Raw genomic sequence first — 13,872 nt, forward strand, 5'->3', positions numbered from 1 at the left:
ATAAAGGCTTGCATATCAGTCGTTTTGTAGCACATACTTTCTCACCAGGAAACATTGTACATATACACTCATAAGTGAATCATCATTTAGGGGTATTTTACCCAACTGGAAGGGTACAGAGCCACTTGCAATGGTCAATTTTCAACCACTTACACCCAATTGTTAAGAAAAGCGTCGCTTTTTTTTGACATTAAACAAGTTAAGTCGGATTATCTATTGCAGATGTATACTGGATTCTGTAATTTTACTACCAGTTATCTTTAATCAGAAATTAAGTTGTGGAGCAACTACAATGACTATCAAAGTAGGTATTAACGGTTTTGGCCGTATCGGCCGTTTCGTATTCCGCGCAGCTCAAGAGCGTGCAGACATCGAAGTAGTAGGTATTAACGATCTAATCGACGTAGAGTACATGGCATACATGCTTAAGTACGACTCAACTCACGGCCGTTTCAACGGTACTGTTGAAGTTGAAGGCGGTAACCTAATCGTTAACGGTAAAACTGTACGTGTTACAGCTGAACGTAACCCAGAAGACCTTAAGTGGGATGCTATCGACGTAGACGTAGTTGCTGAAGCAACTGGTCTTTTCCTAACTGACGAGACTGCACGTAAGCACATCACTGCTGGCGCTAAGAAAGTAGTTCTTACTGGTCCTTCTAAAGATGCAACTCCAATGTTCGTAATGGGCGTTAACCAAGCATCTTACGCTGGTCAAGACATCGTTTCTAACGCTTCTTGTACTACTAACTGTCTTGCACCTATCGCTAAAGTACTTAACGATAAGTGGGGCATTGAGTCTGGTCTTATGACTACAGTTCACGCTACTACAGCAACTCAAAAAACTGTAGATGGCCCTTCTGCTAAAGACTGGCGCGGTGGCCGTGGTGCTTCTCAAAACATCATTCCATCTTCAACTGGTGCTGCTAAAGCTGTAGGCGTTGTTCTTCCAGAACTAAACGGCCTTCTAACTGGTATGGCTTTCCGTGTACCAACTGCTAACGTATCTGTAGTTGACCTAACTGTTAACCTAAAAGAAGCTGCATCTTACGAAGAAATTTGTGCTGCAATGAAAGAAGCTTCTGAAGGCGAAATGGCTGGCGTTCTTGGTTACACTGAAGACCAAGTAGTATCACAAGATTTCATCGGTGAAGTTCAAACTTCAGTATTCGATGCTAAAGCTGGTGTTGCTCTAACTGACAAATTCGTTAAAGTTGTATCTTGGTACGACAACGAAATCGGTTACTCAAACAAAGTTCTAGACCTAATCGCTCACATCTCTAAGTAATTTCTTTTTAGAAATCGCTTTAGATAAGCATTAGCGAAGACTGTTTTGAGCAGACTTTGAAAAAGGCGACCTTAGTGTCGCCTTTTTAATACCTGCTATCTTTTAAACGACTTCCGACTTCACCCCCGATCGCCAAAACACTGAAATTCAACTCCAATACTGACTCTGCTTGTCACTCATAAAATCACAAGCACCCTAGTTTTTGTCAGCATTTGAATTCAATTTCCTTAGAAGGATCATGTAATGGATTTATCTACTCTACCTGCACTGACTGTACTTTCTGACAATGTCACTATCGTTGAGCACGAAGGTGTAAAACTGGTTCGCGTTATCCACGATAAAGCAAACGCAGCGATTTCACTCTTTGGCGGCCATGTTGTGTCGTTCCAACCACAAGGCCAAGAAGACCTGATTTGGATGAGCCAACAAGCTAAATTCGACGGAAAAACAGCCCTACGCGGCGGTATTCCAGTATGTTGGCCTTGGTTTGGTCGCATTGCAGCACCAGCACATGGTTTTGCACGTTCAAGCGAGTGGCAATTGGTTGAGCACCGTGAAAGCGAAGCTGGTGTGATTGTAAGCTTAGGTCTAAAGCCTAGTGAAGAGACGCTGGCAGTGTGGCCTCATCAGTTCGATGCACGCCTAAATGTTGAGATTGGCGATGAGCTAAAAGTAACATTAGATGTGAAGAACACAGATTCACAGCCATGGACTTTCTCTGGCGCGCTGCACACTTACCTAAACGTTGGCGATATCCACAACACAACGACCACAGGTATGGGTGCTGAGTACATCGATAGCCTACAAGGTGGCAAGATCTGCCAAGGTGGTGCTGAACTTGTGCTAACCGATACGATTGACCGTGTTTACACTCAGCCAGAAGCGCAAATCTTTGTTGCTGACAAGAAGCTGGATCGTACTCTAACGGTTGAAAACCACGGCCATAACTCTGCAGTACTGTGGAACCCGTGGGCGGAAGGCGCTACTAGTATGGGCGATATGCAAGACGACGGTTACCTAACCATGCTATGTGTTGAATCAACACTGCACGCACCAAGTCTAGAAGCAGGCAAAACGTTACAGCCAGGTGAAAGCCACCAGCTGATTACGGTGCTCTCTTCAAATGAGGCTTAAAAATAAGCTTCTAAGTAATCTAGTTCGAAACAAAAATGCAGCCATATTGGCTGCATTTTTTTATCCGTCTAATCTCGCTCACACCTAAGCAACTGAATCTTTTTACAGAAATAGAATCCTCATCTGTTCAAATCAACGCCAGCTTACGATTTATTCATTTAATTTATAAATATAACTATCAATTCATTAATTGTTATCAATTACTGCCGATAAATAAGTTCCTATGATAGAAAACTCAATAACAAACTTACCTAAAACCACTTAACAGCACCTCAATGAAGACAGGATAGTGAATTCATGCTCGAGAAATACAAAAATCAAAGTGTTGGCTTCCAACTTAAGTTGGTCATTTTATTGTGCTTGCTTATCGCATTTAGCTCGATAGCGACCCTCGTTTATCGTAATGCCTCACAGGTACTTTTAGAGAACACATTAAAGGAGCATCAATCAAAAGTCGAAGCGATGGCCAAAACCATCTCTGGTCAGTTCGACGCCTACCTGCACACCGCCAAAGTTTTAGAATCCACTTTTCGTAACGGTTACCTAGCAGGTGTTTATGTTGAAAATTATGACGTTGAATTCAACGGCCATTCAATTCCCAACATGACTCAATATGGTGAGAGCCTAATCAACGACACTAAACTGGTCGATAGCTTTACCCGCGACACTGGCGCCGTAGCGACCCTATTTGCCCCATTTGGCGATGACTTTATTCGTGTGTCGACTTCTCTCAAGAAACCTTCAGGTGAACGAGTTGTTGCGACTACACTAGGGAAAGACCATCCGGGCTATAACAAGCTCAAAAGTGGCCAACCTTATTACTCTCAAGTTAAACTCTTCGGCCAACGTTACATTACCTACTATGCGCCTTTGATCAACACTCAAGGCAAAGTAAACGGTGTTTCTTTCATTGGTTTGCCAGTAGAAGACGCGACTCAAAGTCTGTTTGAATCTTTACGCTCGGTTTCTTGGGGTGATACGGGCTATACCATTATTGTCGATAACGAGAAAGAGCATCAAGGTCAGTACTTACTGCACCCCACGAACGTTGGTGGTGGTAAATCGATTGTTGATGTTGCTGACTACGACGGTAACAAACCTTTCTATCAAATCTTTGAACAGCCATCGGGGCTGATTCTATACCCATATCAGTATCAAGAAACGGTTGGTGAGAAGTACCTGGTATACACCGAAGTTCCGGGTTGGGATTGGAAACTGCTTGGCGGTACATTCATTAAAGAAGTGACCAAAGGCAGTGACGATTTACTGAAGCTCATCGCCATTATTGCTACCCTAATTGCTGCGGCTACCATCATCGCGTTAACCTTCGTGTTAAACCGCACACTGACGCCGCTAACCACGTTAAACGAGTACATGCTGCGTTTAGGAAAAGGCGAAGTAAGCCTACATATTCCAAACAATGGTCAGCAGACTAAGAACGAAATCAGCAACCTAAATACCGGCGTTGCCAACATGGCAGCCCAGTTGAATACACTCGTGGGCGAGATTCGTGCGACCAGTGACCAAGTACAGAACAGCTCGAGCAGTGTGTCACAAGATGCCAGTCACAATCTGAGTCAATCTGACCGCCAGCAAGCACAGGTTGAGCAAGTCGTTACTGCTATAGAAGAGATGGCCACCTCTGCTGAATCAGTGGCACAGCAAGTGAACAGCATTGCTGAAAATGTTCGCCTTGCCAATGAAGACAGCCAGAAAGGTTTAGAAGTCGTTGAAGGTGTGTGTATTGATGTCGCCCAGCTGAATGATCAATTAGACAAATCCGCATCGGCCATCGAGCAAGTAAGCTCTGATAGCGAAAGTATTCAAACTGTTACTAAGATGATTGATGACATCGCAGAGCAAACCAACTTACTTGCGTTGAACGCTGCAATAGAAGCGGCACGTGCGGGTGAGCAAGGCCGTGGCTTTGCAGTGGTAGCCGACGAAGTAAGAACATTGGCTCATCGAACTCAAACCTCAGTCCAAGACGTGGTAAGCATCATCGAGAAGCTGAAATCGTCGACCCACAATGCCGTAAACCTGATGACGCAAAGCCAATCGAATGCCAACCAAGTACTCGATAAAGCGCAAGAAGCAGGCACTGCGCTAGAGTCGATTGCCTCTCAAGTTGAATCGATCGCTTCTCAAGCTGAAACGATTGCTGCTACATCAGAGGAACAAGCTCAGGTTTCTCAAGAAATTGCGGCAAACGCGCATGCGATAAGCGACCTCAACCAACAGAGCCGTGAAACCAGCGCGCAGACATCTCGAAGTGCTGATGAGCTTCAAAAGCAAGCGGAGTCATTGAAAAATCAAGTGAACTTCTTTAGCTAATTATTAATAGACCTTCTATTAAGCAATTCACTAAGTATCAATAGAGCCAGCCATCGTTGGCTCTATCTCTTCATGAATTATCACTAGCTAAGACAACTGCGTTTATTCTAGCGCCCCACTATGCTTCCTGTTAAAATTTTGGACTTGAAATTTCTACCTCGAGTTCGCAATGACTTACCAATGCCCTTTGTGTCACCAACCTTTATCTCAACACGATCGTACGTTTAAGTGTGAAAAGAACCATCAGTTCGACCTAGCGAAAGAAGGCTATGTCAACTTGATGCCTGCACATCATAAACGTTCAAAAGATCCAGGTGACAACAAAGAGATGATGCAAGCACGTCGTCGTTTCCTAGAAGGCAACCATTACAATCCTATGCGCCAAGCAGTAGTCGAACTATGTTCAAACTACATGCCAGAAACTGCATCTAGCCTATTGGATATTGGCTGTGGCGAGGGATATTACACCAATGAAATCGCGTTGAATCTTCAAGATAAGAACGGTGCTATTTTTGGTCTAGACATTTCTAAGATTGCTATCAAATACGCCGCTAAACGCTACCCAGCAGTCGACTTCTCTGTTGCCTCTAGCCATCGCCTACCCTTTGCAGAAAACAGCTTAGACGGCATTCTACGCATTTATGCACCATGTAAGGCAGAAGAGCTCCAACGTACAATTAAAGACAATGGTGTCGTGATTACAGTAACACCGGCAAGCCGACACCTATATCAGTTGCGTGACGCCATTTATGATGGTGTGCGTTTACACGATGAAGATCCTGAATTGATCGAAGGTTTTACTCTTGAACACCAAGAGCATCTAAACTATATGATGGAACTATCGGGGTCAGATGCATTCGACCTACTACAGATGACGCCGTTTGCTTGGAAAGCGACTGAAGAGTTTAAACAACAACTCACCAACGCAGAGCAATTCAACTGTGAAGCTGACTTTATGCTAAGAGTGTATCGCAAACAGGTTTAATTGATATTGATTATCGTTTGCATTGAAATCTCATCTTGCCTCCTTTAGTATGCGTGTTCTTCAAGGAGGCATTTCATGCAACGTATTATTCTTACCGGATTAGCCACTCTTCTCACAGCTTGTGCTAATCAACCCTCAGAAAACACTTCTCAAAAAGTGGTTCAACCGGAAACCGTTTCCACCTACTACGATTACCAGTTTGCCTCACCACAAGGCGAAGCACTCTCACTTAACGCTTTACCTCAAGAGTTGCTAGACGCTGACGTCATTCTTATTGGCGAATGGCATACTCACTCCGCCATCCACCGCTTTCAAACTGATTTATTAAAAGCGCGCCGCAATGCAACATCAAACATTACACTTTCAATGGAACAGTTCACTCGAGAGCACCAAACCACACTCGACCAATACTTAAACGGTGAAATTGGCGAACAAATTCTCATGTCTCAAGCAGCGGCGTGGCCAAATTACGAAAGTGATTACCGCGCATTAGTTGAGTTCTCAAAAGCCAACGACGTCGATGTTATTGCGGCAAATGCACCAAAGCCATTCGTTCAGTGCATTGGCCGTAAAGGATTGCCTTACCTAGACCAATTATCGACCGAGCAACGCCTATGGATTGCTGCAGAAGTGGATACTGGCGATAGCCCATACAAAGAAAAGTTCATGGCTTCTATGCATCACGGCACGCCAGAGCAAACAGAAAAGCAGTTTGCCGCTCAAGTAACCTGGGATGAAACCATGGCTGAATCAATTGTGGATTACCTAGCGTCGAATCCGAATAAACAAGTGATTCATGTAGCAGGCATGTTCCACACCGAGGGTGGTTTAGGGACGGCGGCATCAATTCTACGCCGTAACCCTGATTTGAAAATCGCCATCATCAGCCCAGTTGAAGAGATCACATCGGATAACAGCGATTATCAGCTTGAAGTTCTCTCGCCACCGGCTCGCTTTGTTAAGAAAGAGAACCGAATGAAGGCATACAAGCACCTGTCAAAACGCAGTGCTAGCCTAGAATGTGACTAAACCATTCTTCTAAGCTAAAGAGTCGATGGACTAATCCTAGATAATCAGTCCATCGTCAGAACTAGATCACGTTCCCGTCATTCATCCTAACTCTATCTAAAATCAAACATTCTTATCGGCACAGGACTTGCTTAGTAAATAGACAATTTAACCAAGCAGAAGAAAATGTAATGTGCGAATAAAAAACATCACTATCGATGATTAATTGCACAAGTTTTTCACACCTCTGCCGATACTATATTTAAGGATAGGTAAGGAGGGCGATATGACGCCAGTAGGAACGAGTAATACTCAGCTGTATTCACCTTCGCAAATGAATGCACAAGCTAAAAGCACTGAAGCTGAACAGCCTGCACCTCTTAAGGTTGAACAAAATACCGTCAAGCTTTCTGATGAAGGCAAAGCTCTATTATCTGCACTTAAAGAAATCGATAAAGAAGCCAAAAAAGTCGAAGCTGAAAACGCGACCGTTACCGATAAGGTAGAGTCATTTGCTCATGGCGCTTTAGGTATGGATCATCCAGATAAGATTGAAGAAGAGGACGATGGTTCTTATTCAGCAGGGCAATACTTATCCGCAGCGGCAACCGTTGGTGGCATCCTACTCGCTTTAATCTAACTTTACTCTCCTGTTACCGCAGATTTCCTTCTGCATTAAAGCGATTTGTCGTCACGACAACAGACCCGATTTGGTCTAAAAAACGAGTTCATTCCATAATTCCGCTCTCATTTTAATGGAATAATACTCGTGAAAAACACTTTTGAGCTTATTGACAAGCCTACCTTCTTTGGTGCGATTGCACTCCTACTCACGATAGTTTTCCCGCTAATTTTGTTCCCAGCACAGGGCGCAGACTGGATTGCGGTTGCGAAAACATTCATGACTGACCAACTTGGATTTCTATATCTTGCGCTAGGCCTCGCTGCCTGTGCATTTATGGTTTACGTTGTGTTCAGTGATATGGGACAAATTAAACTGGGCGAAGCTGATGAAGAGCCTGAATTCAAAACAGCATCATGGGCTGCAATGTTATTTTGTGGCGGTATCGGTGCAAGTATCTTGTACTGGGGCTGTATTGAGTGGGCTTACTACTACCAATCACCGCCTTTCCAACTAGAACCTGGTAGTGAAGAAGCGGTTCGTTGGGCTGCAACTTACGGTTTGTTCCACTGGGGACCAATCGCTTGGTCTATCTACCTGATCCCGGCGATTCCTATCGCTTACTTCTTCTATGTACGTAAACAGCCAGTTCTAAAGATCTCTAGTGCGTTAATGCCTGTTCTTGGTGAACACCGCAGTAAAGGCGTACCTGGAAAAATCGTCGATATCCTTTTCATTTTCGGTCTATTAGGCGGCGCTGCAACAACGCTAGGTTTAGCTGCACCTCTAATCACTGAAGGTCTGAATCACCTATTTGGTCTACCTAAAAATAACCTAACGCAAGTGATGGTTCTTTTAGTGTGTACTGCGATTTTTGCTTACTCATCTTATGCTGGATTGGAAAAAGGCATCAAGATCCTAAGTAACATCAACTTCTGGGGTGCGATGGGTCTACTGGCTTTCGTTCTGATTGCAGGTCCAACAATCTTCATGCTAGAAACAGGTTTAGACTCAATTGGTCGTCTACTATCTAACTTCTTCGTGATGGCAACTTGGGCTGAACCATTTGGTGGTTACGGTACCTTTGAAAATACTCACTTCCCACAAGACTGGACAATTTTCTACTGGGCATGGTGGCTAGTATTTGCACCAAGTATGGGTCTGTTTGTTGCGCGTATTTCTCGCGGCAGAACCATCAAACAAATGGTGTCAGGTTCGATCTTCTTTGGTTCTCTAGGTTGTTTCTTATTCTTCATGATTTTAGGTAACTACGGCTTATCACTGCAACTTTCTGGTGAGCTAGATGTCGTTGCTATTTTGAATGCTGAAGGCGCAACCAAAGCTATCTTCTCGATGCTTGCCCAACTGCCAATGAGCACACTAGTTATCGCGGTATTTACACTACTGTGTATCATTTTTACTGCGACAACCTTTGACTCAATCTCATACATCCTAGCGTCTGTTGTACAAAACAACGTGACAGAAGAACCAATGCGTTGGAACCGTATGTTCTGGGCATTTACTCTATCGTTCCTACCAACGATTCTAATGTTCTTGGGCGGTCTAAGTACGCTACAAACGGCGGCGATTGTTGGTGGCCTGCCGCTGCTTGCTATCTCTGTCATGTTGATGATTTCAGCGGTTCGTGCGACAAACCTAGACCTGCGCCATCAAGATGCGTACATCGAGCCAACGATCAACATCGAAGAACTGCCAGACATGGATCCTTGGTCTGCAGAGGGTATGGCGCTGGCTCAATTTGAGAAAGAAAAAGATGCTGCGCAAGAAGCCGCAGAACTTGAGCGTGTTGCTTACACAGAACTTGCCGCAGTGAAGAAAGAAATTCGCGCTTATGTGTTAGAACAAGGTTCACAAATGGAAACTCACGAGTTACCAGAGAATCTACAACAAGCACTTGAGTTGGCCGAGAGTAATCTTAGTGCCGCACAAGCGAAAAAGATCGAGTTATCTGAGCAAGCTCAGAATGCTCGTATCACGTTCAACCAGGTGGTTGCAGACTTACCGCTTGCTTGACATTAGCCATGACGCAGTCCATTGATTTGGACCCTCCTAAATACGACCAAGGCTCACAGAAATGTGAGCCTTTTTTTATGCTTTTCTAAAAACTTGAGTTATTGCTCAATTTCATATTGATGAAATAAATATGAAACGACTTTGACACAAATCGGTGTTCTAATCATCCCGCTTATATAAAAAGGGATAACTAATGAAGCACTTTATGAAACCAATTGTTACCGCAGTGGTAACCTCTACACTCTCATTCAACGTACTTTCAGCAGAAATCAAAAATGTCATTCTGATGATCGGCGACGGTATGGGACCTCAGCAAGTTGGCTTATTGGAAACCTACGCAAACCAAGCGCCAAATTCAATCTATAAAGGGAACAAAACGGCCATTTATCAACTTGCTCAAGAAGGGGTTATTGGTTCATCCCTAACGCATCCGGAAGACGCAATCGTAGTGGATTCAGCTTGCTCTGCGACCATGCTTGCAACGGGTATCTACAGCGGTTCAGAGGTGATCGGTATCGATTCTCAGGGTAACCATGTTGAGACAGTACTTGAGAAAGCGAAAAAAGCAGGCAAAGCGACCGGCTTAGTTTCCGACACGCGCTTAACTCACGCGACCCCTGCTTCTTTCGCCGCTCACCAACCTCACCGTTCTTTAGAGAATCAAATTGCATCTGATATGCTAGCAACCGGCGCTGATGTGATGCTCTCTGGAGGACTGCGTCATTGGATCCCTAAATCGACCAACGACAAAGGTGAAACCTATAAGCAACTTGAAAAACTAACTCAAGGTGATGTTTATCTCAAATCGAAGCGTAAAGACGACCGTAACCTGCTGACTGAAGCAGAGAAAGACGGCTACCAACTGGCGTTTAATCGCAACATGCTAGACGACGCTAAGGGCGATAAACTACTTGGCCTGTTCGCCTACTCAGGCATGGATGATGGCATCGCTTACAGCAACAAGAAAAAGAGTGGCGAACGAACTCAGCCAAGCCTGAAAGAGATGACACAAAAAGCGCTCAACATCCTATCCAAAGATGAAGATGGCTTTTTCCTAATGGTCGAAGGCGGCCAAATAGATTGGGCGGGACACAGTAACGATGCAGGCACTATGCTGCATGAACTGCTCAAATTTGATGAAGCGATCCACACAGTGTATGAATGGGCAAAAGATCGTGAAGACACGATCGTGATTGTAACTGCAGACCATGAAACAGGATCTTTTGGCTTCAGCTACTCTTCTAACGACCTACCAAAACCACAGAAACGTTCTGGTGAAGCCTTCGCCGACCGCGACTATGCACCTAACTTTAACTTTGGTGCATTCGATATTCTCGATGGTTTATATAATCAGAAGCAAAGCTACTACGGCATGATCAGCGAATTTCAGAAGCTGGATAAAGCGCAACAAACACCTGAAAAGCTCGCTGAGATCGTCAACAAAAGCAGTGAGTTCCCTATTACAGCTGAACAAGCGAAAAATGTATTAGCAAGTAAGCCGAACCCATACCGATTGGCTCAGCACAAATATTTGTCGGCAGAAGAAGTGCCTGCTATCAACGATTTCGATGCATTCTTCCCATATAACGACCGTGGCAACCTACTTGCTCGAGAACAAGCAACAGGTCAAAACATCGTTTGGGGTACAGGTACACACACTCACACACCAGTGAACGTGTTTGCTTGGGGTCCTGCTGAAAAGATACTGCCAGTTTCGAAAATCATGCACCACTCAGAACTAGGTGAGTACATTAAACAACAAGTAAACTAGCCTGAATCTTTTTTGCTCGTTTAACTTTAGCGCCCTTCGGGGCGTTTTTTGTTTTAAACCTTTAAGCCTTTAAACTAAGTAAGTTTCAAATTTAGGTGACGCCAAATAGCAAAACAGCCGCTATTGAGCGACTGTTTTTCTTTAATCATTAACGATTTGGGTGGTTCAAAATGTGGTCTTCCCAATCAACAACATCAATTTCGTAAACCACTTTATTACGAACACTTTCACCAGCTGCATGCATCTCTGTTTTTGATCCAGTGATCAATGGGTGCCACTCAGGGATCGGCTTAGATTCAGATAGAAGACGATAGGCACAAGTATCTGGCAACCAATGGAATTCATCGATCTTGTCACGAGTCAGCTTCAAACACTCTTCACCTGAAGTGAAGCGGTTCGGGTAATCTTTACATGAACATGTTTTGTCGTTTAACCAGCTACACGCTACATTGGTGTAGTACACTTCATCGCTATCTTCATCCATTAGCTTATGTAGACAACACTTACCACAACCGTCACACAGTGATTCCCACTCATTCTCGGTCATTTGTTCTAGTGTCTTTTCTTGCCAAAATGGATTCGTCATAGGATTACTTCTTACTCTTTTACTGGGGTGCGTGTTATACCGCTAGCCCATAAAAAGTTCAAGGATAATAATTGTTCATTCTTTGATTCAATCAACAGCTGTCACTCTCATCATTTTTTGCTACTATCGCGCACCCTGTTATTTAGTGAGTTTAATTTGATGGAATGTCGCCTAGGTTGTGGAGCATGCTGTGTCGCTCCAAGTATTACATCTGCTATTCCTGGAATGCCAAATGGCAAGCCTGCTGGCGTGCGTTGCATTCAATTAAATGAGCAAAATCTCTGTAAGCTATTTGGTCAGTCTTCACGCCCCAAGGTGTGTCACCAATTTAAAGCTTGTCCTATCATCTGTGGAAAAACAGATCAAGAAGCACTTGATAACCTTATTGAGCTCGAAGCAATAACCTAACAATACTTTTCTTTTTATATATGCCCAAGATTTCACAACTTTGATAAATTTAAACTATCTTATTGATACTGGTAAAGATTAATAAGGATAGTTATGAATAGGTATATCGCAGAAATGTTCGGTACATTTTGGTTGGTATTAGGTGGTTGTGGTAGCGCCGTGTTGGCCGCTGCTTTTCCCGATGTAGGTATCGGCTTACTCGGGGTATCCCTCGCCTTTGGTTTAACCGTACTCACCATGGCCTTTGCTATTGGGCATATATCAGGTTGTCACCTCAACCCAGCTGTCACCATCGGTCTATGGAGTGGTGGTCGCTTTGATGGCAAAGATGTTGCGCCTTATATTATTGCCCAAGTGATTGGCGGTATTATCGCGGGTGGCGTGCTATTTGTTATAGCTTCCGGCCAAGCAGGTTTTGACGTTGTCTCATCAGGCTTTGCTTCAAATGGTTATGGTGAACACTCTCCGGGCGGCTATTCACTTACCGCTGCACTCGTCTGTGAGGTCATCATGACCATGGTGTTCCTGTTTGTGATCATGGGCGCAACCGATTCAAAAGCACCGGCTGGATTCGCACCTATCGCTATCGGTCTATGTTTAACCCTAATTCACCTTATCAGCATTCCTGTAACCAACACCTCAGTGAACCCCGCTCGAAGTACTGGCGTAGCTGTGTTTGTCGGTGATTGGGCTGTGTCGCAATTATGGCTATTCTGGGTTGCACCGATTATTGGTGCCGTGATTGGCGCAATGATCTACAAAGCAGTGAGAGGTTCAGATTAAGTCCTATAACTCAATAAAAACCTACGTTAAATAAATGCAAGGCCGTTAAATTAGCGGCTTTGTGTTTTATGTCGTTTAGTTACTTATAAAGCTCTACCTGTATCTTCCTATCACATCGGTCACCTCTAGCTTGATAACTTTTGGTTAACAGGGCTATTCCATTGAATCATTAGCCGCAGTTGTCAGTGCTGCGCATAATGCACCCCATTCCCTATACCGATGGACATAACAATGAAAAAAACACTACTTGTACTAGCTCTTTCTTCTTTAACGGCAACAACAGCTTTCGCTAACGAATCGGCACCAACCCCTGAATTAATGCCAGAACCAATTAAAACCGAGTTTTTTGTTGGTGGTGGTTTGGGTTACCACTCAGCTAAAGCTCAAATCTCTGGACCTGGCTTTAAAGAAAGTAAAACAGCCAAAGGCGCTGCTTTCCATATTCGTGGCGGTGCTTACATTCAAGAAAACCACAGAATTACTGGTACGATTAACTTTACTGGTGACAATGAACTATGGCATAGCCGTGGGGATCAGGACGAAATTAATCTAGATTTAGCTCAGACAGAGTTCCTTTTATCTTATGACTATATTCACGCCATTAACTCTCAGTTCTCCGTATTTGGTGGCGCGACGGTTGGTATGACACAAAACACTTTTAAAGGCGAGTATATTGATCTAATTGACTCTTCAGAGAATGGTTCAGCTAAATCTAAAGAAACTGACTTTGTGTACGGTTTACAAGCCGGTGTTCAATACAAGATCATGAAAAACGTTTCTGCCGATTTCCAATACCGTCATATGTTCGAATCATATTCTGAAGGCAATTTAATTGAACTATCTGTACCAAACAACAGCGAGTTTACTGTATCTGTCGATTACCGCTTCTAATTAGATAGTGATATTCAGCTAAAGTGAA

Annotated in this window: 12 protein-coding genes; 11 read left to right on the plus strand and 1 reads right to left on the minus strand. The window is 43.8% G+C overall.

The genetic code is table 11. From position 1 onward, the window contains the following. Positions 1-292 precede the first annotated feature (292 nt). The 8 genes from gap (at position 293) to FTW16_RS20180 (ending at position 11,176) form a co-directional block, all read left to right on the plus strand. Positions 293-1,288, plus strand: coding sequence for a type I glyceraldehyde-3-phosphate dehydrogenase (gene gap / locus FTW16_RS20145; RefSeq protein ID WP_017059382.1), 996 nt, complete (start codon positions 293-295; stop codon positions 1,286-1,288). Positions 1,289-1,531: 243 nt separating this feature from the next. Beyond that, the gene (locus FTW16_RS20150; RefSeq protein ID WP_146492273.1) at positions 1,532-2,422 is read left to right on the plus strand and encodes a D-hexose-6-phosphate mutarotase; all 891 of its coding nucleotides are present in this window, start codon (positions 1,532-1,534) and stop codon (positions 2,420-2,422) included. A 297-nt stretch (positions 2,423-2,719) separates the two neighbouring features. Continuing rightward, positions 2,720-4,756: a methyl-accepting chemotaxis protein gene (locus tag FTW16_RS20155; protein ID WP_146492274.1), complete on the plus strand. Its 2,037-nt coding sequence runs from the start codon at positions 2,720-2,722 to the stop codon at positions 4,754-4,756. Between the two features lie 169 nt (positions 4,757-4,925). After that, positions 4,926-5,741, plus strand: a complete 816-nt coding sequence (gene rlmA / locus FTW16_RS20160) for a 23S rRNA (guanine(745)-N(1))-methyltransferase (RefSeq protein ID WP_146492275.1) — start codon at positions 4,926-4,928, stop codon at positions 5,739-5,741. Between the two features lie 75 nt (positions 5,742-5,816). Then, the gene (locus FTW16_RS20165) at positions 5,817-6,770 is read left to right on the plus strand and encodes a ChaN family lipoprotein (RefSeq protein WP_146492276.1); all 954 of its coding nucleotides are present in this window, start codon (positions 5,817-5,819) and stop codon (positions 6,768-6,770) included. A 265-nt stretch (positions 6,771-7,035) separates the two neighbouring features. Next, positions 7,036-7,389, plus strand: coding sequence for a hypothetical protein (locus FTW16_RS20170; RefSeq protein ID WP_029405548.1), 354 nt, complete (start codon positions 7,036-7,038; stop codon positions 7,387-7,389). Between the two features lie 129 nt (positions 7,390-7,518). Beyond that, positions 7,519-9,405, plus strand: coding sequence for a BCCT family transporter (locus tag FTW16_RS20175; protein WP_146492277.1), 1,887 nt, complete (start codon positions 7,519-7,521; stop codon positions 9,403-9,405). A 193-nt stretch (positions 9,406-9,598) separates the two neighbouring features. Further along, positions 9,599-11,176 carry an alkaline phosphatase gene (locus tag FTW16_RS20180; RefSeq protein ID WP_146492278.1) on the plus strand — a complete coding sequence of 526 codons (1,578 nt, stop codon included), beginning with the start codon at positions 9,599-9,601 and terminating at the stop codon, positions 11,174-11,176. A gap of 148 nt (positions 11,177-11,324) precedes the next feature. Here FTW16_RS20180 and FTW16_RS20185 read toward each other — a convergent pair whose 3' ends face one another. Further along, a complete protein-coding gene (locus FTW16_RS20185) occupies positions 11,325-11,762 on the minus strand; it encodes a YcgN family cysteine cluster protein (protein ID WP_017059388.1) in 438 nt (145 codons plus the stop codon). 159 nt (positions 11,763-11,921) lie between these two features. Between FTW16_RS20185 and FTW16_RS20190 the strand changes: the two genes are divergently transcribed. The 3 genes from FTW16_RS20190 to FTW16_RS20200 all read left to right on the plus strand — a co-directional run bounded on the left by FTW16_RS20190 (position 11,922) and on the right by FTW16_RS20200 (position 13,844). Then, a complete protein-coding gene (locus FTW16_RS20190; protein ID WP_146492279.1) occupies positions 11,922-12,170 on the plus strand; it encodes a YkgJ family cysteine cluster protein in 249 nt (82 codons plus the stop codon). A 93-nt stretch (positions 12,171-12,263) separates the two neighbouring features. Continuing rightward, a complete protein-coding gene (gene aqpZ / locus FTW16_RS20195) occupies positions 12,264-12,953 on the plus strand; it encodes an aquaporin Z (protein ID WP_146492280.1) in 690 nt (229 codons plus the stop codon). A gap of 231 nt (positions 12,954-13,184) precedes the next feature. After that, complete coding sequence (locus tag FTW16_RS20200) at positions 13,185-13,844, plus strand: porin family protein (RefSeq protein WP_048662027.1); 660 nt, start codon at positions 13,185-13,187, stop codon at positions 13,842-13,844. Positions 13,845-13,872 lie beyond the last annotated feature (28 nt).

Source organism: Vibrio sp. T20, assembly GCF_007858795.1.
GTDB classification, from domain to species: domain Bacteria; phylum Pseudomonadota; class Gammaproteobacteria; order Enterobacterales; family Vibrionaceae; genus Vibrio; species Vibrio satsumensis.

Coding starts and splice junctions, on each gene's coding strand:
- FTW16_RS20155 (WP_146492274.1), top strand. CDS start 2,720: ATGCTCGAGAAATACAAAAATCAAAGTGTTGGCTTCCAACTTAAGTTG.
- FTW16_RS20190 (WP_146492279.1), top strand. CDS start 11,922: ATGGAATGTCGCCTAGGTTGTGGAGCATGCTGTGTCGCTCCAAGTATT.
- aqpZ (WP_146492280.1), top strand. CDS start 12,264: ATGAATAGGTATATCGCAGAAATGTTCGGTACATTTTGGTTGGTATTA.
- gap (WP_017059382.1), top strand. CDS start 293: ATGACTATCAAAGTAGGTATTAACGGTTTTGGCCGTATCGGCCGTTTC.
- FTW16_RS20165 (WP_146492276.1), top strand. CDS start 5,817: ATGCAACGTATTATTCTTACCGGATTAGCCACTCTTCTCACAGCTTGT.
- FTW16_RS20150 (WP_146492273.1), top strand. CDS start 1,532: ATGGATTTATCTACTCTACCTGCACTGACTGTACTTTCTGACAATGTC.
- rlmA (WP_146492275.1), top strand. CDS start 4,926: ATGACTTACCAATGCCCTTTGTGTCACCAACCTTTATCTCAACACGAT.
- FTW16_RS20180 (WP_146492278.1), top strand. CDS start 9,599: ATGAAGCACTTTATGAAACCAATTGTTACCGCAGTGGTAACCTCTACA.
- FTW16_RS20200 (WP_048662027.1), top strand. CDS start 13,185: ATGAAAAAAACACTACTTGTACTAGCTCTTTCTTCTTTAACGGCAACA.
- FTW16_RS20185 (WP_017059388.1), bottom strand. CDS start 11,762: ATGACGAATCCATTTTGGCAAGAAAAGACACTAGAACAAATGACCGAG.
- FTW16_RS20170 (WP_029405548.1), top strand. CDS start 7,036: ATGACGCCAGTAGGAACGAGTAATACTCAGCTGTATTCACCTTCGCAA.